The organism is Nitratireductor sp. ATLC21 (genome assembly GCF_057196525.1).
On the sequence record NZ_JBXUOU010000002.1, the window covers coordinates 615,801 to 634,510 of the forward strand.

The 18,710-nt window shown below is 59.5% G+C and carries 20 protein-coding genes, 2 tRNA genes and 1 pseudogene; 7 read left to right on the plus strand and 16 right to left on the minus strand.

The genetic code is table 11. The annotated features are described in order from the left end of the window. Nucleotides 1-13: 13 nt before the first annotated feature. Together AC2CHD_RS10470 and AC2CHD_RS10475 are read right to left on the minus strand one after the other, a co-directional pair. Entirely contained in the window at nt 14-1,072 is a 1,059-nt protein-coding gene (locus tag AC2CHD_RS10470) for a Fe(3+) ABC transporter substrate-binding protein (RefSeq protein WP_484553623.1), read from the minus strand. A 179-nt stretch (nt 1,073-1,251) separates the two neighbouring features. Beyond that, nucleotides 1,252-4,692 (minus strand): PAS domain S-box protein, encoded by a 3,441-nt coding sequence (locus AC2CHD_RS10475; protein WP_484553624.1) that lies wholly within the window; start codon nt 4,690-4,692, stop codon nt 1,252-1,254. Between the two features lie 351 nt (nt 4,693-5,043). Here AC2CHD_RS10475 and AC2CHD_RS10480 point away from each other — a divergent pair, with 351 nt between their 5' ends. From AC2CHD_RS10480 to AC2CHD_RS10495, 4 genes are all read left to right on the plus strand, one after another. Beyond that, nucleotides 5,044-5,499: a phasin gene (locus AC2CHD_RS10480; protein ID WP_484553625.1), complete on the plus strand. Its 456-nt coding sequence runs from the start codon at nt 5,044-5,046 to the stop codon at nt 5,497-5,499. 193 nt (nt 5,500-5,692) lie between these two features. Beyond that, nucleotides 5,693-5,769 (plus strand) — tRNA-His (locus tag AC2CHD_RS10485). Between the two features lie 160 nt (nt 5,770-5,929). Next, the gene (locus tag AC2CHD_RS10490) at nt 5,930-6,544 is read left to right on the plus strand and encodes a hypothetical protein (protein WP_484553626.1); all 615 of its coding nucleotides are present in this window, start codon (nt 5,930-5,932) and stop codon (nt 6,542-6,544) included. A gap of 68 nt (nt 6,545-6,612) precedes the next feature. Then, nucleotides 6,613-6,897 (plus strand): hypothetical protein, encoded by a 285-nt coding sequence (locus tag AC2CHD_RS10495; RefSeq protein ID WP_484553627.1) that lies wholly within the window; start codon nt 6,613-6,615, stop codon nt 6,895-6,897. 21 nt (nt 6,898-6,918) lie between these two features. Here the strand turns inward: AC2CHD_RS10495 and AC2CHD_RS10500 are convergent, their stop codons facing one another. The 3 genes from AC2CHD_RS10500 to AC2CHD_RS10510 form a co-directional block, all read right to left on the minus strand. Further along, nucleotides 6,919-8,019, minus strand: coding sequence for a diguanylate cyclase (locus tag AC2CHD_RS10500; protein ID WP_229447887.1), 1,101 nt, complete (start codon nt 8,017-8,019; stop codon nt 6,919-6,921). Between the two features lie 89 nt (nt 8,020-8,108). After that, nucleotides 8,109-9,680, minus strand: coding sequence for an exodeoxyribonuclease VII large subunit (gene xseA, locus AC2CHD_RS10505; protein WP_484553628.1), 1,572 nt, complete (start codon nt 9,678-9,680; stop codon nt 8,109-8,111). Between the two features lie 69 nt (nt 9,681-9,749). Then, nucleotides 9,750-10,712: a LysR substrate-binding domain-containing protein gene (locus AC2CHD_RS10510; protein ID WP_229447885.1), complete on the minus strand. Its 963-nt coding sequence runs from the start codon at nt 10,710-10,712 to the stop codon at nt 9,750-9,752. A 162-nt stretch (nt 10,713-10,874) separates the two neighbouring features. Here AC2CHD_RS10510 and AC2CHD_RS10515 point away from each other — a divergent pair, with 162 nt between their 5' ends. After that, the gene (locus tag AC2CHD_RS10515; RefSeq protein ID WP_229447884.1) at nt 10,875-11,177 is read left to right on the plus strand and encodes a DUF1127 domain-containing protein; all 303 of its coding nucleotides are present in this window, start codon (nt 10,875-10,877) and stop codon (nt 11,175-11,177) included. Between the two features lie 138 nt (nt 11,178-11,315). On the opposite strand, the gene yacG is transcribed toward AC2CHD_RS10515, so the two are convergent. The 8 genes from yacG to AC2CHD_RS10555 all read right to left on the minus strand — a co-directional run bounded on the left by yacG (nt 11,316) and on the right by AC2CHD_RS10555 (nt 15,662). Continuing rightward, entirely contained in the window at nt 11,316-11,513 is a 198-nt protein-coding gene (gene yacG, locus AC2CHD_RS10520; protein WP_229447883.1) for a DNA gyrase inhibitor YacG, read from the minus strand. Between the two features lies 1 nt (nt 11,514). Further along, the gene (locus tag AC2CHD_RS10525; protein ID WP_484553629.1) at nt 11,515-12,147 is read right to left on the minus strand and encodes a Maf-like protein; all 633 of its coding nucleotides are present in this window, start codon (nt 12,145-12,147) and stop codon (nt 11,515-11,517) included. Between the two features lie 26 nt (nt 12,148-12,173). Next, nucleotides 12,174-12,392: a translation initiation factor IF-1 gene (gene infA / locus AC2CHD_RS10530; RefSeq protein WP_006200926.1), complete on the minus strand. Its 219-nt coding sequence runs from the start codon at nt 12,390-12,392 to the stop codon at nt 12,174-12,176. Nucleotides 12,393-12,518: 126 nt separating this feature from the next. Next, the gene (locus tag AC2CHD_RS10535; RefSeq protein ID WP_484553630.1) at nt 12,519-12,965 is read right to left on the minus strand and encodes an arsenate-mycothiol transferase ArsC; all 447 of its coding nucleotides are present in this window, start codon (nt 12,963-12,965) and stop codon (nt 12,519-12,521) included. Between the two features lie 37 nt (nt 12,966-13,002). Further along, entirely contained in the window at nt 13,003-13,488 is a 486-nt protein-coding gene (locus AC2CHD_RS10540; RefSeq protein WP_229447881.1) for a UPF0262 family protein, read from the minus strand. A gap of 1 nt (nt 13,489) precedes the next feature. Then, entirely contained in the window at nt 13,490-13,936 is a 447-nt protein-coding gene (locus AC2CHD_RS10545) for a DUF2948 family protein (RefSeq protein ID WP_484553631.1), read from the minus strand. Nucleotides 13,937-13,955: 19 nt separating this feature from the next. Continuing rightward, a complete protein-coding gene (murA, locus tag AC2CHD_RS10550) occupies nt 13,956-15,245 on the minus strand; it encodes a UDP-N-acetylglucosamine 1-carboxyvinyltransferase (protein WP_229447879.1) in 1,290 nt (429 codons plus the stop codon). A 225-nt stretch (nt 15,246-15,470) separates the two neighbouring features. After that, complete coding sequence (locus AC2CHD_RS10555; protein ID WP_484553632.1) at nt 15,471-15,662, minus strand: hypothetical protein; 192 nt, start codon at nt 15,660-15,662, stop codon at nt 15,471-15,473. A gap of 267 nt (nt 15,663-15,929) precedes the next feature. Between AC2CHD_RS10555 and AC2CHD_RS10560 the strand changes: the two genes are divergently transcribed. Next, nucleotides 15,930-16,004, plus strand: a tRNA-Thr gene (locus AC2CHD_RS10560). Between the two features lie 38 nt (nt 16,005-16,042). On the opposite strand, the gene AC2CHD_RS10565 is transcribed toward AC2CHD_RS10560, so the two are convergent. Next, the gene (locus tag AC2CHD_RS10565; protein WP_484553633.1) at nt 16,043-16,192 is read right to left on the minus strand and encodes a hypothetical protein; all 150 of its coding nucleotides are present in this window, start codon (nt 16,190-16,192) and stop codon (nt 16,043-16,045) included. Nucleotides 16,193-16,392: 200 nt separating this feature from the next. On the opposite strand from AC2CHD_RS10565, the gene AC2CHD_RS10570 reads away from it, so the two are divergent. After that, the gene (locus tag AC2CHD_RS10570) at nt 16,393-16,866 is read left to right on the plus strand and encodes a YciE/YciF ferroxidase family protein (RefSeq protein WP_484553634.1); all 474 of its coding nucleotides are present in this window, start codon (nt 16,393-16,395) and stop codon (nt 16,864-16,866) included. A gap of 116 nt (nt 16,867-16,982) precedes the next feature. Here AC2CHD_RS10570 and AC2CHD_RS10575 read toward each other — a convergent pair whose 3' ends face one another. Beyond that, nucleotides 16,983-17,996, minus strand: coding sequence for a PAS domain S-box protein (locus tag AC2CHD_RS10575; RefSeq protein WP_484553635.1), 1,014 nt, complete (start codon nt 17,994-17,996; stop codon nt 16,983-16,985). Nucleotides 17,997-18,267: 271 nt separating this feature from the next. Next, nucleotides 18,268-18,584 (minus strand): annotated as a pseudogene (locus tag AC2CHD_RS10580) (transposase family protein); the annotation flags it as partial. Nucleotides 18,585-18,710: the final 126 nt, after the last annotated feature.

Consider the following 18,710-nt stretch of genomic DNA (forward strand, 5'->3'; position numbering starts at 1 on the left):
TGTTAAAGATGGATCAGCTCGCCGGGCCGTCATCGAGACCGACACGGTCAACCATTTCGGAGGCCGCCTTGCGGTTCTTTGCGATCTCGGCAAGCGGCAGGCTGTCCGGCTTGATCTTGCCGAAGGACTGCACGGTTTCCGAAACCGTGGCGCCGGGAAGAACCGGATATTCGTAATTGGTCTCGGCATAGATCGACTGGGCCTCGGCGCTGCCCAGGAATCGCATCAGCTCAAGCGCGTTGTCACGGTTCGGCGCGTGCTTGGCCATTGCCATGCCCGAAATGTTGACATGCGTGCCGCGATCCTCGGAATTGGGGAACAGGACCTTCATCGAAGCGGCCCAGTCCTTCTGCTCCGGCTCTTTCTCATTGTTGATCATGAGGCCGACATAATAGGTGTTGCCGATACCCAGATCGCATTCGCCGGCATAGATGGCCTGTGCCTGCGCGCGGTCGTTGCCGCTCGGCTTGCGAGCGAGATTGGCCTTGAGGCCCTTCATCCACTCTTCGGCCTTCTCCTCGCCGTGATGGGCGATCATGGAGGCGAACAGGGCGATGTTGTAATTGTGCTGGCCGCTGCGCATGCAGATCTTGCCCTTCCACTTGGGATCGGCAAGCTCTTCATAGGTGATCGTGTCCTGCTCGACGCGCTCCTTGGAGGCATAGACAACACGGCCGCGTGTGGTGACGCCGAACCAGTGGCCTTCCGGATCGCGGAACTCGGACGGAATTTCGGAATTGACGGTCTCGTCCTCGACGGGCTGCGTGATGCCCTTCTCCTTGGCGTTCATCAAACGACCAATGTCGACGGTCAGGATGACGTCCGCTGGCGAGTTCGAGCCTTCCGCCGCGATGCGGTCCTCAAGACCCTTGTCGAGGAACAGGACTTCGGTCGCAATCCCGGTCTTTTCGGTGAAAGCGTCGAGCAGCGGCTGGATGAGGAAGGGCTGGCGATAGGAATAGATGTTCACCGTTCCCTCGGCCTGGGCCGCAGACAGGGTGGTGGCAAGCGTTCCCGCTGCGACGAGCGCGGCGAGACCGGCGCGGGCAGCGATCAATTTGTTTGTCAGCATTGGTGTCTCCAAACCTGTGGGATTAAAGGTCCCAGGGAATGCGCAGCTCTTGCTCCGCAATGCGGGGACATCTCGCGGAAAAAACACCGTGCGTCAAGAAAAATACAAACAATATCATTAGTTTAGAAATATTCTAAACTGCAAATGTCATCTTTTCTAATATCGGCTTGACCGGCAGCTCAGTCGGCAAGGACGCGCGTCGGGGGGAATGAAACCTCTACCAGCGTTCCTTCGCCCGGCACCGAATTGATGGAAAAGGCCGCGCGATTGGCTTCCACCATCGCGCGGGTCAGCGGCAGGCCAAGGCCCGTTCCATCCCCGCGCTTACGCTTCAAGCTGTTGATTTGCTTGAAAGGTTTCAGCGCTTCTTCGACCTCTGCGGGACTCATGCCGATACCAGTGTCGCGCACACGCATGATCACCGAGCCGTCCGAACTATAGGCCGTCGAGATGATCACTTGTCCGCCCGCGGGTGTATAGCGCACCGCATTGGACAGAAGATTGAGCGCAATCTGTCGGACGCTGCGCGGGTCGGCGACCACATCCGGCAGATTGGAAGCGAAGCTAGAACGAATGATGACGCGTTCGCGGTTGGCCTGCGGCTGCATCATGGCGACGGTTTCACCCAGAACATCGTTCAGGGACACCGCCTCATAGTGCATCTCCTGCTCGCCGGCTTCGATCTTGGAAATGTCGAGCAGGTCGTTGACCAGGTCGAGCACATGATTGCCCGAACGGTTGATGTCCTGCAGGTAGTCGCGATAGCGGTCATTGCCGATGGGGCCGAACTTCTCATCGAGCATCAACTCGGAAAAGCCGATGATCGCGTTCAGCGGTGTGCGAACCTCATGGCTGACGCGCGCTAGAAATTCGGTTTTCTGCGAGGAGGCGCGTTCGGCTTCGGCACGCGCCTGCGTCAATTCCTCGGCCGCGCGCTTCCACTGTGTGACGTCGCGGAGAACGGCGCAGAACCCGCTGCTGTGAGGCAGGCGTCCGATCGTCATGAAGAGTGGTATAAAACGCCCTTGAGCCTCGCGTCCGATTACCTCCAGGCCATCGTTGAGAACGCTGGCGACACCATTGTCGGAAAGGCTTTCCAGGTGCGCGCGCACCGCTCCCTGACTTTCAATGGCAAACAATGCGGTAAATGGTTTGCCGGTCACGTCCTGGGCGTCGAAACCGAAAAGAGCTTCCGCCGGGCGGTTGGTCGAGCGGACATTGCCGTCGTTGTCGATGACAACCACACCGTCTGTCGCGGTGTCGACAATCGCCCGCATCTCGGCCAGATGCATCTGTAGTTCGGCGGTTTGCGCCTCGAGCTCGGCATCGTTTACCGCTTCCGCCTGAGTGTCAGCTGTGCCGGCCTCTGCCGTTGTGGCAGCAGCCTCTATCTCGCTTTCGATGGGCTGTAACGCGAGAAGAAGGGCTTTTCCATCGCGCCAGGGAACGGATTGGAGATGCGCATGCACATCGTGCTCGTCCCCTTGGGCGGTCCGAATTGTCAACGCCTGGGCGTCGGTTGCGGTGTCGGAAGCCCCGTAGCTTTCCGGAAAAAGCACGTCGAGGCCGCCGCTTTCCTCAAGCGCTTTCAAATCCGGATAGCCGGTCAGATCGAAAAACGCCTTGTTGGCGTAATGGAGCCTGTCTCCCGCATGAATGAGTATTGGCAGTGGTAGCCCGGCGAGCAAACCGGGACTGCTCTCGTCGCTGCCTGCTGGCATGGTGTAGAACGCCGAGGGAACGATTGCCGGTGACGCAGTCGGAGCAGGCGCAGGTTTATCACCTTCGGTGGAGTGCTCGGCCACATCATCTGTCGCGGCTGCATCAGGCTCTTGCTGATCCGGTGAGGTTTCGTCTACGCGCGCACTGTCGGAGGCAGACACCAGCTCGACTGGGGTGTTTTCCGATGGCGGTTCGCCCGCCTGCGAAGGAGTTTCGCCTGCGGGTGTGTCGCTCTGCCCGGATTCTTCCTCTGCGAGATTTTCCCGGCGCAGACGCGCTCCGATTTCACGAAACGCGGTTGTCTCCGTTGGAGAGAGGCCGCCTTCGGTGGTCGGCGGGGTGCGGTGTTCGGCAAGGCGGATTATCTTCACCTGCTCGGGTTGCGCTTCATCCAGTTCCTGAGAAGGCTGAGGCGTGGCCAGGATTTCGACCTCCGCGTCGGCGGAACCGGCTGGCGGGTGTGGCAGCTCTGCGGCCGGTTCCTTGTCATGCTGCGGTTGGGATTCGTGGCTTACGTCCAGCGCAGTTGTCTCTGGTGCCTCGTGTGAGGGTAGGGGCGCGCCGGGTGCGAGCACGAGACCAATGCCCTCGGGGTCTGTCACAGCGTCGTTCATGCGCGCCAGGCCGAACCCGTGAAAGCCTTCGAAAATGCGGCCACGGCCATAAATGGGGAGGGCGGCCAGATCGACGGGAACCTTCAGGTCTGTTCCTTCTATAGGCCACATGACCGTGCGACCGGACCACGTATCACGACGCTCCAGCAGGGCTGAAATTCGGCCTTCGGGGTCCAGCCCGAACGCGTTGGACACCTCGCGGAACCGGCGGCCCATAACATCGGCTGCAGCCGGTCCCACAGCCTCGGCGAAAGCATCAGACAACGCGGTGAAGCGGCCTTCAGCGTCCGTGCGCCAGGCAAAGCGGACCGTGCCTCTGGGCCGTTCAGCCGGAGCCGATGGGGCGTCTTCAAGCGCGTGCGCAGCGGGTCGGTCAGGTGTTGCTTCCGCAATGACCTGCGGGGTTTCCGGTGGGGTTTCCTGCGGGGCTTCCCTGTCGCCAGAGGGTTCGCCTTCGGTTGCGACAGGTGTCTCCGCCAGCGCTTCTGTGTCAGAAACGGGCTCGGGATCCTCAGCCTCCGGGGCCTCGACAAGCGCTGGATCCGTCAATGACGGCGCGGTGTCTCTACCCGCAAGATCCGGTTCCAGGCTCGGCGGCCCGTCCTGCTGCAAGGCCGCGTTCTGCTCGTCGACAACCACGAGCAGATGCCAGGCGGGGTCGTCAGTCAGCCTTGCGAAGGCCGCGGGGCGGCGGCGCGCGCCACCTTCCACCATGCGCTTGACCAACCGGTCTTTCTCACCGCGCACTTCTTCAACGAGCGCGCGGAGCGTCTCGTGCTCGATGCCGAGAGCCTCGAAATTGTTGGAAGCTGCGGCAATGGAGCCGTTCTCGTCCACAAGGGCGGCAAACTGGTCTGCCGCGTCAAAGCCCTGGACCGCGGCTGTGGCACGGAAGCTGTCGTCGCGCATGCGGGTGGAAATGGCCTTGGACGCGAGCAATATTGCCGCCTCGCCGCCGGGCAACACAATCGTCGACGCACTCAGATTGACGATCGGAGATCTGACGCCACGCCCAAGCCGGGTGGCGACACCGCGTTCCCCGGAAATCCTCGGAAACCCTGGCGCGGCGGAAATCTGGCGCCGGGTTGTCGTGGAGAGGCCGCTCTCGGCGCCAATGGCTTCATCGATATTGCGATGGCCGATCAGCGCGGCACCCGGGCCGTTCGCCCAGATTACCGTGTCGAGTGCGGTGGTGAGGATGAGCAGGGCATCGCCAGCCGCAAAGCGCTCCCGCACCTGATCCAGAACCGCTATGTCAACAAAGGAATATGAGACAGACGCCATTCAAACGAGCCAAACAATTTTTTTCACGCGGGCCGGCCGGAGATTCGCAGGACACGGCAATCGCAACGGTTCAAACAGCATCGGGCTGCCATCCTCAACCGCAGAACGCGGCATCCCGACAACGACGTTAACACCTTATTAATAAAAGCATGTGGCGGCGAGGTCCACAAATGCATATGGCCGATGGCTATGAATTCTCGCTGATTGGTTAATCGCCTGCGGGCAAAAATGCTGCATCGCAACATGAATGTTGCAATGCACAATAGGAGGTGCTATATACGCTCCATGAATTGTCGGGCGGGTGTCAACCAGACGGAGACCGCCATGAATGAGAACCAAAGGACCTTGGATATGACCAAGACCACGCAGAAACACAACGGAACCGTTGAGTTCCCAGCGTTTGACGCGACGCAGGCGAGCGAGCAGTTTCGCGCTTTCGCCGAAAAGAGCGCCGAGCAGACGAAGGAAGTCTACGCTCGCATGAAGGTGAATGCCGAGGAGACCCAGAAGGCTCTCGAGGCGACCTTTGAAAATGCCAAATCGGCTGGCAACGAGTTCACCACCAAGTCGATTGCTGCGCTGCGCGAGGGCACCGAAGCCAATCTGGCCCATCTTGAGGCTCTGGCTGGCGCCCGTTCCTTCGCAGAGTTGATCGAGATGCAGAGCAACTTCATGCGCAAGCGCATGGAAGTGGCTCTGGACCAGATGAAGGACTTCCAGGCCACCTCGCAGAAGTCGGCCGAAACGGTTGCAAAGCCGATGAAGGATGTCTTTGAGAAAACGGTCAAGGAACTTCGCGTCGCCTGAGGCGTTTAGCGCAAAAGAAAGTCCGGCAGCGCCTTCCTCCTCCCGTCGCTGCCGAGTGGGCCCGAAACCTCCTCCCTTCGGTCCCTTGTGAAAAAGACCGGGATCCTCCCCCCGGTCTTTTTTCTTTTGTTCTTTTGGCTTGAAAAAGCGATCATTTGCCCGTATTGACGCGGACGCCGGTCACCGGTCACGTGCGGTTGTAGCTCAGTTGGTTAGAGCGCAGGATTGTGGCTCCTGAGGTCGGTGGTTCGAATCCACCCAACCGTACCATTTCTCCCAATTTCTTCTGCCTCCATCCATTCTTTGCCGCGCTACAGTAATTCAGCCCCGGTGCTGCAGGTTTCCTGGTGGCGGCCTACGCCTTTTTATCATTTGCCGATCTCTGTTGCTTCTCCCAGACTGCCACCATGCCCGAGGCAGGGAGGAAGAGATGGGTGTTCTGGTCGATGAGAAGTTTTGGGTAATGGCCACAAACAGGATGTGGTTGAGCTTTCCGCCACCCGACCGGCCGATTTCGAACCAGGAGCTTTCAGAAATTTTGGAGATCGGCTGTCGAACGTTTTCGGAGGTGTTGGCCGATCCGGAATACGCGCGCGATCTGGAAGAGGTGGTCGCCTTGCGTGACACGGTGGACACCGACGCACCAGGGTGGCTTGAAGATTTCCGCGGGTTCTTCGAGCGATTTGCACAGCGCGAACGCGCACTCCTCGTCCAGTCCCAGATGGATGAACAGGTCGCGGACAGACTTCTTGCGGCGCTCCGCGGCATCGTCACGCATACTGCCGAGGCAGAGCGGTGGATCACCGAAACCGAAGATCTCGACCGCCTCTTTCAGGTGTCCAAGGAAATCTGTTGCAGCTATGCTGAGAAGGCGAGGAATGATGCGATCCGGGCCACGCCGGCAGAACGCAGGAAGCTGGTGGACGATGCGCTGGAACTGGTCGGGGCCGGCGCCATGATTGCCATTGATACGGCAGCATGGGAAGCCACGTCGGTGATCGGCGGTAGCCTGATGATTTTCGGCGTCGTGCGCCGGCGCTTTTAGGGGCCGACATTGCTAGTTCGACCCGTGATGGGAGTGGACCGCGGGCGGCGGCGCAAACGAGGACAAGCATGCGAGACCTGCTTCGATTGTCGCGCTACCACTGGGTGGTTCTGTTCCTGGTGATGGCCCTGTGTGCCTTCGCCACAGCATTTTTGTCGTTTCAGCTCGTCAACATCGCGATGGCGAATCTCGAATTCATCCTGAAGCATGGCCTCATGGGAATTGCAGACGGTGGCCTCCTGCAGTTCCTGTCAATCCTCGCGAAAGGACTGCTGATCGTGATCTTCTATTTCTGCTTCAAGGGCATGGAAGCAGAACTGCTTCAAAGATGGCGGAACATCGACCGTCCATGAGCTTGGCAAAGATTTGGCCTCTCAGGCTGCCAAGGCGATCTCGACCCGGTTGCGGCCCGCTTCCTTTGCACGGTAGAGCGCCATATCGGCGCGCTTGAAGGCGGTAGTGAAAGCTTCCGATTCCGTGGAACCGTCATTTGCGTAAAGCCCGATGCTCACACTGAGGGTAATGTCCAGTTTTCCTTCATGGCGATAGGGTGTTCCGGCGACAGCCTTGCGAAGCCGCTCGCCCAGGCTGAACGCGCGTTTGGCGTCATGAGAGGGGAGGACAAGGGCAATCTCCTCGCCGCCATAACGTGCCACCAGATCCGTCTTGCGGACGTTGGAGCGAACGAGAACGGCAAGGTGCTGGAGGACCTTGTCTCCAACATCGTGCCCGTGCGCATCGTTGATCTGCTTGAAGTGATCGATGTCGATCAGCATGAGTGCGCAGGCGTCGCCCCGCTGATTCGCTGATTCCATCAGATCCGGCCCCCGCAGATCGAAGGCGCGCCGGTTTGCCAGACGCGTCAGGGAATCCGTGGAAGCTTCCTGGCTAAGGACGCTCTCACGTTCAAACTGTCGCTTTTGCCGATCGACGATACCTCCGACAATCATTGTGCCCAGAATATTCATGACCAGCATCACGGGGCCGACCTTTTTCAAGATGGCTATCGCTGTTTCGAATGGCAGAAGAAACATCGAGACCAGCGAAGCCGCGCAGAAAACACCGAGCAGGGCGAAGGCGACCAGCCCAGTGCGTCGACCCTTGAAGTAGAGGGCGAAGGCAATGCCGGCACTTGCGCACATCAATATGCCGACACCACCGGGAACTGCGCCAGCGCCGCCCAGCCACACTCGATAGGAAAAGGCTGCAAGGGTCGTAACAGCGACGGCGAGCCATCCACCGAAAGTCATCGCAAGAATGACGAATGCATTGCGCAGATCGAAAATAATGCCTGGGGCTACCTCCACCGGAAGCATCATCGAGCCGACAGCGCCGGCACCGAAAACCATCGCAACCAGCGTGTGACGAACACTGGGCGTAGGACAACTGCGCAGGACGATATCGTAAAACAATGCGGCAATCGCCGCGATCCCCAAATTCTGCAATACGCCGGAAACCAGCAGCGCTGTCGTCATTCTACCGCCCTCATTCTGCGGGAACGGTAGGCCCTCAAGGTTTCCATGGGGTAAAGGAAGCCCCATTCATGGGCTTCCTGTGCGCGTCTCTAGAAGAGGCTGCCCTGACCCTTCGGTCCGTCCTCGGAAGCTTTGATTTTCTTTGCGCTTGCCGCAGTTTTTCGCCCATCGCTGGCGGCAACGGCACGTGCCACCCCGTCGGCAAACTGAATTTGCAGTTCGAGACCGGGTTGGATCTCGCTCGCGCGCTTCAACGGCAGGTCGTCTGGCCCCCGCACGAGAGCAAACCCGCGTTCCAGAACACCTTCGTGAGAAAGCGACTTGGCAAGCCGCATGGCCTGATCCGCACTGGCGCGGCCGTGTTTCAACAGCAGATCGACCTGAGTGTCCGCGCGCCGCCCTGTCTGAGCAAGACGATCACGCCAATGGGCGATGCGCTGGTTAAGGGCAACGGGAGACACGCGGGCTGCGTCGCGATCGAAGCGAGTCCTTTGGGCGCGCACAAGGGCGAGAAAAACGCCCGGCAGCCGCTCGCCGGAGACGTTGGTGCGACGCCGCGCCTCGCTCAACCGGCGTTCCAGGGTCGCTGGCGAAAGGCGCAGGCTGTTGAAGGCAATGCGCTTGCGCTGCGTGGCTCCCGAGAGGGCACGGCCTAGCCGGCCCGCTGCCTCGTCAAAGCGCCGCCGGGGCAGGGCCAGAAGCTGGTCGGGCGAAGGCAGGGCGCGTGAAAGCGCCCGCAAAGCCTGCCGCTTGCGGTCTCCCTCACGGGAGATCGCACCCTTTAACCGTGCCGAAAGCCGCGCAAGCGAGGCTTCCATCTCCGCCTTGACCGGAACTGCCATTTCCGCAGCTCCCGTGGGCGTGGGCGCGCGTCGATCGGCAACGAGGTCGATCAGCGTCCAGTCCGTTTCATGACCGACAGCGGAGATGACCGGGATATCGGATGCAGCAACGGCCCGAACCACCGCTTCATCGTTGAAGCCCCACAGATCTTCAAGACTGCCACCCCCACGCGCAACGATCAGAAGGTCCGGCCGCGGCAGCGGGCCTTCTTGTGGCAAAGCATTGAAGCCGGCAACGGCATTGGAAACCTCTTCGCCCGTGGTCTCTCCCTGCACACGCACAGGCCAGACCATGACATGAACGGGGAAACGGTCGGAAATCCGGTGGATGATGTCGCGGATGACAGCGCCGGTGGGGGAGGTGACCACGCCGATGACGCGCGGCATGAACGGCAGCGGCTTCTTGCGGGCGTCATCGAACAGGCCTTCGGCGGCAAGTTTCTTCTTGCGCTCTTCCAGAAGTGCCATCAACGCGCCGGCGCCGGCCGGCTCGATGCTGTCGATGACAATCTGATATTTCGAGGAGCCTGGATACGTGGTCAGTTTGCCGGTGGCGATGATCTCCAAGCCCTCCTGCGGGAGAAACTTCAGCTTGGAGAAAACCCCGCGCCAGATCACGGCTTCGATCCGTGCGCGATCGTCTTTGAGGGCAAAATAGGCGTGGCCGGAGGAATGCGGCCCGCGATAGCCGGAGACTTCACCGCGCACGCGCACATGGCCGAACGCGTCTTCCACTGTGCGTTTCAGCGCACCGGAAATTTCACTGACGGAAAATTCCGCGACATTGCTCTGCGAATCGGCTGGGCGGGATGTGTTCATGGTACGGAATTGAGACGGGCCGCACCCGCAGGGTCAAGCCCGCGAGCCAAGTCCATCCACATGGCTCTCCTACCAGCCGTTCATCACCTGACCGGGCCGCAGCCGCTTGCTGCGCGAATTGAGAAACGCGCCTTGAAAGTCGAAACTGCCGTTTTCTTCAATGAATGCCGGGACGGAGAGATTGTCCAGGCTCTCGCTGATATGCCGCGCGAGTGCATCGATGATCTCCACCTGTCCGGTATGTCCGCGCATGAGCCCGATATGGCAATCGGGCAGGGGCTTGAAACCATCAGCCTCGCCCAGAACGCGCATGCCGGGCCGCAACGCGCATTCCGGCAGCACAGAGACCGCAAGCCCGGACAGAACGGCGGTGGCGATCACCGTGGCCGAAAAACTGGTGAACAGGACTCGATACTGCCGGCCTTCCTCTTCCAGCGCAGCGCAGGCGGTGCGTCGCCACAGGCAGTTGGGTCGTCCGAACGCCATGGGCAGCACATCGCGTTCGTGCACCGTGTGATTTGCCGAGCTCACCCACAGCACCGGCTCTCGCCGGACCGGCTCCGAACCACCCTTGGAATCGTCATGGGTCACAAGCGCAAGATCAAGGTTTCCACGCCTGATGTGCTCTACAAGATTGGTTGTGGGTTCGCAGGCAACCGAAAGTTCGACCCTTGGATTGGATCGGGAAAAGCGCGCCATGATCTCGGGCAGAAAGCGATCGGCATAGTCGTCCGGCGTGCCGATGCGGATGTGGCCCTCAAGGCTGGCGTCGTCGAAGGCCGCCAAGGTCTCGCGGTTGAGGCGCAACATGCGGCGCGCATAGGTCAGGAGCCGCTCGCCCTCCTCGGTCAGCCGATTGGTCCGGCCATCCTTCTGAAAGAGCGTCTTGCCAATACGCTCTTCAAGACGACGCATTTGCATGGAGACGGCCGACTGGGTGCGGTGCACTTCTTCGGCCGCCCGCGTGAAGCTTCCCGTGTCGGCAATTGCAATAAAGGTCGAGAGCTGGTCGAGGTCGAGCGGGGCCGCCATGGTAAAACCTATCATAGATGTTGATGACAGAGATTAAAAACATTCGTTCGACTAATCAATAACAGTTTGTCACTCTGCCATCGTTCACGAGACGGGCCCTTCGGATCTGCCGGATGGGATGCCCGCTCATCACTTTCGTTCAAGACACAAAGGATCAGAACGATGACCCGCGCCGAGACCCAGACCTTCGCCATGACCGCTGTTTCACAGCCGGCCGGCGTGGTGCGCGCGATTGCAGTGTCGATTCTGGCCAAGACAAAGAATTATTGGCAGGCGCGAACCGCGATGCGCCATTTGTCGGAAATGTCCGACTGGCAACTCGCCGACATCGGTCTGACACGAAGCGATGTGGACATGGTGACTTTGCGGGCACCGCGAAAGCTTGCAACGCAGGCTCTTCAGGAAATCGCACATGAACGCACACGCATGAGCGCGCTCCACGGCGGGGCGACGCCTGGAGCCTGACAGCGCCGAGATTCTGAGAGCAAGAAGATTCAGCTCCCTATGCAGGCATGACTCCCGCTAGGCCGGCTTCCCCCCGGCAGCCTGCACATTGCCCGGTCCCTCGGACCGGGCTTTTTTTGTCGGAATGGAACAAACGGATCAGGCGGGGTCGCCGTCTTCCTCGTCCACCGCGCGACCGGGGATTGCATAGCTGCCCGAAAGCCAGCGATTGAGGTCTACATCTTTGCAGCGTTTCGAACAGAACGGGTAGAATGCCCGTTCCGAGGGCTTGCTGCATTCAGGGCAGGGGCGTTTTGGACGCAGCGGCGTGACTTTTTCAGTCGAACTCTGGTTCATTCTAACGGGCTCCGGCACCTGAGAGCCAGTTGAAATGGACCTTGTATCCCTCTGCCACCAGCAGGTTGACGGTCTCGTAGAGCGGCAGCCCTACGACATTGGTGTAGGAGCCTACAAGCTTGACCACAAAAGTGCCTGCCAGCCCCTGAATGGCATACCCGCCCGCTTTGTCTCGCCACTCGCCGGACGCCAGATAGCTTTCAAGCTCCTCATGCGAGAGACGTTTGAAGCGGACGCGCGATTCGACAAGGCGCTGGCGCACCTTTCCCGAAGGCGTGATGACACAAAGACCGGTGTAGACCCGGTGCGTGCGTCCGGAGAGGAGTTGCAGGCAGTTGGAGGCCTCGTCTACCCTCTCGGCCTTGGGCAGAATGCGCCGCCCGACAGCAACCACCGTGTCAGCAGCCAGCAGATAGCAACCTTCTGCCTCATCGTCCTTCTTCAGGCGTTCGTACGCCTTCTCTGCCTTGCCCAGCGACAGACGTTTGGCAAGCGAGCGCGGGTGTTCGCTCTTGAGCGGCGTTTCATCAATGTTTGCAGGCGCCAGGCGATCAGGCTCGAGACCGGCCTGCTGCAAAAGCTCGACGCGGCGGGGTGAGCCGGAAGCCAGCACGAGTTTGTGCAGTGCGCTCATTGCAATTCCACCAGCCGCGACAGCGTTTACTTGAAGCGATAGGTGATGCGACCCTTGGTCAGGTCGTAAGGCGTCATTTCAACGAGCACCTTGTCGCCCGTAAGAACGCGAATGCGGTTCTTGCGCATGCGACCGGCCGTGTGGGCAATGATCTCGTGTTCGTTTTCCAGTTTGACGCGAAACATCGCGTTGGGCAGCAGTTCCGTGACCACGCCTGGAAACTCCAGGACTTCTTCCTTTGGCATCCGTTACCTTCGGCTTTTTAAGATTTTCCCGGCCGACGGCCGGAATTTGGCGCGGAACCTAGCTCATTCATCACTCTTTGTGAACAAGCCAAAGCCCGGCAAACGTCAATTTGTGTCGGTTTTGTTTCACGTTTCAAAGCGCTGCGCAATGGATGCGGCCAACCGGTCGCGCACATCGCGATAGGCAGCGATGATCTGATCGCGTGTGCCACTGACGACAGTGGGGTCCATGGTCGGCCAGTATTCGACATCCGCCGCGATTGTCCGGGTCATGTCGAGTGCGCGGTGATGGGCTTCCGGCGAAAGGGTAATGATGAGGTCGAAATTGGTGTCGGCCAGCTCCTCGATGGATTGCGGCTGACGCTCTCCAAGCGAAAGACCCTTTTCATCCAGAACCGCATCGACAAAAGGATCGCGTTCGCCGGCGCGCAGGCCGGCGGAGGCCAGAAAAACGCGAGACGGCAATATCTGGCGGGCAAGGGCCTCGGCCATGGGCGAACGGATGGCGTTCATGCCGCAAAGAAACAGCACCGACTGCGGCACGCGCGGTTTGTCTGCGGCGCCGGGGTTCACGGCCGCACTCCCGTGGAGGCGGCACCCATGACGCGTTTCAGCCCCGCCAATGCAGCACGCAAACCAGCGTGAAAAGCCGCCGTGCGGTGTCGAAGTCCACTTCGATCTTGTCTTTCAGGCGGTCCATCAACGTTTGCGATCCCTCATTGTGCAGACCGCGTCGTCCCATATCTATCGCTTCGATCTGACTGGGCGTCGCGCTGCGAATGGCATCGTAGTAGCTTTCGCAGATCAGAAAATAGTCTTTCACAATGCGGCGAAACGGCGTGAGCGAGAGGATGTGGGTAACCACTGCTTCGCCATTCTCCCGCGAAATGGCGAAAACGAGCCTTGCCTCAACGAGCGACAGCTTCAGCTTGTAAGGCCCCGGACCCTTGTCGCCGACAGGCCGGAAACTGTTTTCCTCGACCAGATCGAAAATGGCCACTGCGCGCTCATGCTCGATATCCGGTGTGCCGCGGCCAACGGACTCGTCGAGTTCGACATCGATCAAACGTGCCGTATCGGAGTCCTGACAGGCCATGTCAGACGTCGTGTCTTGGTCGGCTCGGCGTCTCCCACGCCGCGCCGAGATCGGTCAGCCGCGCCTCGATGCACTCGACATCGAGCCGCAAAGCGGAACCGCCGGAGAAAATCAGTTCGACAACACCGGCCGGAGCTTCTTCGGCCGGTATAAAATTGAGTGCCAGAAGGGACAGAACGTCATCAGGACGGCTGCGGTCGATACCTGCCGCGCGCACATGCAACACCCTGTCGAAGTGAAGAATGCAGCGACGGCGTTCATGCGGTGTCTTGCGCAGGAAGCTGCGCTTGGCTTCATTTTCCCACACAAACCGGTTGCAGGCGACGGCAAACCGTCGGTTCGAGGGTTCGAAAGCCAGGTCACCCACCTTGATCACGGCATCCTGCAAATGTGCCGACAGGATACCGAGATCGACATCGTCGAGCGCTACGAGCTTGAGAAAATCCATGACCACCGGCCCGCCAGGTTCAGCTTGAGATACGCTCAACCGCAGCACCGCAAGCGGAGAGCTTTTCTTCAAGCCGCTCGAAACCGCGATCCAGATGATAAACGCGGTTCACTTCCGTCTGTCCTTCCGCCGCGAGTGCGGCGATCACGAGAGAGACCGAGGCGCGCAGATCGGTCGCCATCACTGGAGCGCCGCGCAGTTGCGACACGCCGTCCACGACTGCGGTCTGGCCGGAAAGTGAGATCTTTGCACCGAGGCGTGCCAGCTCCTGCACATGCATGAACCGGTTTTCGAAGATGGTTTCGGTTATGTGGGAGCGCCCCTTCGCCATGGTCATCAGCCCCATGAATTGCGCCTGGAGATCGGTTGGAAAACCAGGGAAGGGCTGGGTGGTGATGTCGACGGGGTTGATCCCGCTGCCATTGCGGCGCACGCGAATGCCGGTGTTGGCGCGGGTGATCTCGGCGCCGGTCTGTTCCAGAATGCCAAGCGCTGATTCCAGGAGATCCGCCTGAGCGCCTTCCAGCATCACGTCGCCGCCGGTCATCGCCACGGCCATCGCATAGGTACCGGTCTCGATCCGGTCGGGAATGACCCGGTGCCGCGCGCCGGAAAGGCTCGTCACCCCGTCAATCCTGATCGTGTCGGTCCCCGCGCCCGAAATCTTCGCGCCCATCGCATTGAGGCAGTCGGCCAGGTTGACGATCTCCGGCTCGCGCGCCGCGTTCTCCAGAACGGTTTCGCCCTTTGCAAGCGATGCGGCCATCATCAGGACATGCGTGGCGCCCACGGAAACTTTGGGGAAAACATATCGATTGCCGACCAGCCCGTTTTTGGCTTTCGCGTTCACGTAGCCCTGTTCGATCTCGATCTCGGCACCGAGCGCGCGCAGGCCGTCGATGAAGAGATCGACGGGGCGTGTTCCGATGGCGCAGCCGCCTGGCAGCGAGACGCGGGCCTCGCCCATGCGCGCCAAAAGCGGGCCGATGACCCAGAAGCTCGCCCGCATTTTCGAGACGAGTTCATAAGGCGCGAGCGTGTCCACGATGCTGCGGGCGGTGAAATGAATGGTGCGCGAATAACCTTTCTGCTGGTTTTCACGGCGGCCATTCACCGAGTAGTCGACCCCATGATTGCCGAGAATGCGGATCAGGCTCTCCACATCCGCCAGATGCGGGACGTTATCGAGCGTCAGCGTGTCATCGGTCAGCAATGACGCGATCATGAGCGGCAGGGCGGCATTCTTGGCGCCCGATATGGGCAGCGTGCCGTTGAGCGCGTTGCCGCCGGTTATGCGTATGCGATCCATCCGTTCTCACTTTCCGGGCGCGCTTGCCGTTGTCGACCGTAATTTCGGATTGTCCCCGACTTGCCAGAATGCGCCGATTGCCTTGCGGTATCGTAAAGGCCGCTTCTGATGCGATAGGCGGTGGCTGCGATACCGCGAAGCAGATGTTGCAAGATATATTCGTTTCAATTGGTCCTAAAACATGGCCGCGCGCCGCGCAAGGCGGTGATTGCTTGGGTGAATAGGCTATTCGTCGGTATCCGCTGCTTCGGGGTACAGCCCTTCAGGACGTTGATCGGCCTCCCCCTGACGGCGGGACCGCGCTTGCGCCTTTCGCCGAGCGAGATTGGCACGCAACTGGGCGGCAAGGCGCTTTCTGCGCTCTTCATCACCTTTTGCACCGGGGGATGAGACGTCTGGCTCTCTGGCTTTGCCCAAGTGAAACTCCGTGGTCAACCGAACTGCGACAACCGGCTGTGATCCTACCCCAGGATCGGGGCACCGCAAGCAGCGCATCGATCATGGCAGTGATGATTTTCACAGCCATATATCAAACTGAGCAAATGAATGCGAATGTGTGCTTGCGCAATGCTGATCATTGTGGCAGAAGTCCGCCGCATCACAAGGGCGGGCAGCGACGCTGTCTCCCCGTGATCGGGACGCAAGCGGATCGCCCGCTCTTCAGGCGTTCGCCGTTTCGGCGCTGCTGCCGTAGCTCAGGGGTAGAGCACTCCCTTGGTAAGGGAGAGGTCGAGAGTTCAAATCTCTCCGGCAGCACCATTAAACCAAGCACTTGCCTGGCATCCGTATTTCTGTCGTTACAGAAACTCCCATCTTCCGAGGAAGCCAGAGAGGCAGCGCGGAATGCGAATGGGCAGACGGCGTTTTCTCGTCTCGGTCTCGCCAGCACCGCGCCGATGGATGATGCCGGCCTTCGTATCCACACGGCCGCCCAGGGTGTTCACCATCCATCCCAGACGATTGAAAAGCCGGAGGTCAAAGACCCCGAATACCTCGACAAGCCAATGGCAAAGAGCAAAACGTGTGGATGAGCGGAGTGTCAGAAGTCAGCGTAGAGCGGACCCTCGGGCAGATCCTGCCGCATTTCCTCGTGGAACCTTCCTACCTGCGCAAAGTTAAGGAGCGCGGGGCAATTTGGAGATTCACGATGAAGTCACTGAATGAACTGTTCGAGCACACACTGCAGGATGTCTACTACGCCGAAAACGCCATCACCAAGGCTCTTCCGAAGGTCGCAAAGGCAGCAAAAAGTTCTGAGCTGAAGAAGGTGGCTGAAGGACATCTCGACGAGACAAAGGACCAGATCAAGAAGCTGGAAGCGGTGTTCAAATCCATCGGCAAGAAGCCCGAGGGCGAAAAGTGCGATGCGATTGAAGGTCTGATCAAGGAAGCTGACGGCTTGATGGACGAGGCGTCGGGAACGGCGCTGGATGCCGGATTGCTGGCTGCATGCCAAGCGGTGGAGCACTACGAGATCGCTCGCTACGGGTCACTCCGCGAATGGGCGAAGCTGCTTGGCCATGAAGAGGCACACAATCTTCTGGGCGAAATCCTTGATCAGGAGAAGGCGGCCAACAGCAAGCTTACGAACCTGGCCGTTTCGAAAGTGAACAAGAAGTAGGTCACTTGTCGTTGGAGACTTTCTTGCCCCGTCGCCCAAGGGTGACGGGGTAATTTTTAGGCTGGTATTAGCGTGCTCCCCTTTGACGAAAAACCCCAGTTTTCAACTTGGGACCTTCAGTTTTTCAGAGCAGCTGCTGGTAGGTCGATCGTCACGGCCAGACCCGTCGCTCGCCAATCGTGGGTGAGGGTGGCATTCAATGCCAAGGCCAGGTTGCTCGTCAATTGGCTACCAAAGCCTGACGCCTTCTCTTTGTGCGACCCCGGTGCGCCTTTTTCGGTCCATTTGATCCGGACCTGATCGTCATCCACATGAAGTTTTATGGCGAGGCTTCCCTCGGCAACCGACAAGGCGCCGTATTTGGCGGCATTGGTGGCCAGCTCATAAATCAGAAGCGCCATATTGGTGGTGGAGTGACTGCCGACGGGGACGTGATCTCCTTCCACCTGAATACGCTCTCCATCGTTAAAGGGGGCGAGAACTGTTTGGATGAGCTCTCGAAGGCCGCCGCCTTTGTTCTCGGTTTCATCTGCCGACCAACTGCCTGTCGTCAGGTCATGAGCTCGTGCAAGGGCCGTTAAACGTTCACGAATGGCGCTGGCCAGCGCCTCTGCAGAAGGTTCTTGCCGAGATGTAAGCGTTACGATGGAAGTTGCCACTGCGAATAGATTTTTGACCCGATGCTGCATCTCGCGAATGAGCAGGCGCTGGCTTTCTTCAGCCAGACGGCGTTCGGATATATCGCGCGCGATTTTTGATGCACCTATAATCGTGCCAGAGGCATCGCGGATCGGTGAAATCGTCAAGGATATATCGACCAGCGATCCATCCTTGCGGCGGCGCACTGTTTCGAAATGTTCTACTCTTTCGCCGCTTCTAATCTTGGCGAGGATGCGCGGTTCTTCATCGAGCCGCTCCTCGGGAATCAGGATGGTGATTGGTTTGCCAATGACCTCTTCGGCCGTGTAGCCGAAAATGCGCACCGCTCCAGGATTCCAGCTCTGTATGTGGCCGGAGAGGTTTTTACTGATGATTGCGTCGTCCGATCCTTCAATGATGGCTGCCAGCCAGTCGCGTGGATCGGGGTTATGAAGTGGAGATACACCGCTGGTGCGGTCTGCTTGCGCCATCTGTAACTCCCACTTCTCGATTCCACACCCATTGGCACATGCCTTAGGTGGGTGTGAAACGATGCAATGCTTGTGGCTCTTACGCATACTCGTGGAATGATGTGCGATCAACAAGCAAAAGGCTCAAGCTCCGCTAGAGGAGTCTCGAAGACTGGCTCAACTGGTGGTGCACCATATTTGCTGAGCCGCTCCCCTGAATGGACCCGTGGCCTGCTGCCGGTTTCGTGGACACCGGGATAAGGTGTTTAACGGAACTTCCGGGGTGTCCGGCTCAGGCGGTGGAAGGTGCCGAGGAACCATTCATGAGCGATAACGGCGGCTGGTTGCCGGTTGCGCTGTGCGGTCGGACATTGTTGTGGTCCTCACGCCATTCCTCCATTTTGAACGGGCGTCGGCAAGCATCAGGAAGCCGTGCGCATTGAGGCAATCCGTCCTGAACTTGCCGATGAAGGACTCGATGAACGCATTGTCCGTGGGCTTGCCCGGACGCGAGAAGTCGAGATCGACGCCACGCTGGTAAGCCCATAGGTCAAGATCACGGGAGATGAACCCCGAGGCCTGGTCACCCCGGATCGTCTTCGGGTAAGCATTCCATTCTTCAAGGGTGTCAAGAAGAGAGATCGAAGTTTCTCCCTCCGGCAGCACCCGTCATCCGATATTCTCTGATCTGTTTGCTGACACTGCCTGGTTCAGATCGCCTGTCAGGTATCGATA

Excerpts from the sequence above, each read along its gene's own strand:
- AC2CHD_RS10470 (WP_484553623.1), bottom strand. The coding sequence starts at position 1,072 with ATGCTGACAAACAAATTGATCGCTGCCCGCGCCGGTCTCGCCGCGCTC.
- AC2CHD_RS10475 (WP_484553624.1), bottom strand. The coding sequence starts at position 4,692 with ATGGCGTCTGTCTCATATTCCTTTGTTGACATAGCGGTTCTGGATCAG.
- AC2CHD_RS10480 (WP_484553625.1), top strand. The coding sequence starts at position 5,044 with ATGACCAAGACCACGCAGAAACACAACGGAACCGTTGAGTTCCCAGCG.
- AC2CHD_RS10490 (WP_484553626.1), top strand. The coding sequence starts at position 5,930 with ATGGGTGTTCTGGTCGATGAGAAGTTTTGGGTAATGGCCACAAACAGG.
- AC2CHD_RS10495 (WP_484553627.1), top strand. The coding sequence starts at position 6,613 with ATGCGAGACCTGCTTCGATTGTCGCGCTACCACTGGGTGGTTCTGTTC.
- AC2CHD_RS10500 (WP_229447887.1), bottom strand. The coding sequence starts at position 8,019 with ATGACGACAGCGCTGCTGGTTTCCGGCGTATTGCAGAATTTGGGGATC.
- xseA (WP_484553628.1), bottom strand. The coding sequence starts at position 9,680 with ATGAACACATCCCGCCCAGCCGATTCGCAGAGCAATGTCGCGGAATTT.
- AC2CHD_RS10510 (WP_229447885.1), bottom strand. The coding sequence starts at position 10,712 with ATGGCGGCCCCGCTCGACCTCGACCAGCTCTCGACCTTTATTGCAATT.
- AC2CHD_RS10515 (WP_229447884.1), top strand. The coding sequence starts at position 10,875 with ATGACCCGCGCCGAGACCCAGACCTTCGCCATGACCGCTGTTTCACAG.
- yacG (WP_229447883.1), bottom strand. The coding sequence starts at position 11,513 with ATGAACCAGAGTTCGACTGAAAAAGTCACGCCGCTGCGTCCAAAACGC.
- AC2CHD_RS10525 (WP_484553629.1), bottom strand. The coding sequence starts at position 12,147 with ATGAGCGCACTGCACAAACTCGTGCTGGCTTCCGGCTCACCCCGCCGC.
- infA (WP_006200926.1), bottom strand. The coding sequence starts at position 12,392 with ATGCCAAAGGAAGAAGTCCTGGAGTTTCCAGGCGTGGTCACGGAACTG.
- AC2CHD_RS10540 (WP_229447881.1), bottom strand. The coding sequence starts at position 13,488 with ATGGCCTGTCAGGACTCCGATACGGCACGTTTGATCGATGTCGAACTC.
- AC2CHD_RS10545 (WP_484553631.1), bottom strand. The coding sequence starts at position 13,936 with ATGGATTTTCTCAAGCTCGTAGCGCTCGACGATGTCGATCTCGGTATC.
- murA (WP_229447879.1), bottom strand. The coding sequence starts at position 15,245 with ATGGATCGCATACGCATAACCGGCGGCAACGCGCTCAACGGCACGCTG.
- AC2CHD_RS10565 (WP_484553633.1), bottom strand. The coding sequence starts at position 16,192 with ATGGTGAACACCCTGGGCGGCCGTGTGGATACGAAGGCCGGCATCATC.
- AC2CHD_RS10570 (WP_484553634.1), top strand. The coding sequence starts at position 16,393 with ATGAAGTCACTGAATGAACTGTTCGAGCACACACTGCAGGATGTCTAC.
- AC2CHD_RS10575 (WP_484553635.1), bottom strand. The coding sequence starts at position 17,996 with ATGGCGCAAGCAGACCGCACCAGCGGTGTATCTCCACTTCATAACCCC.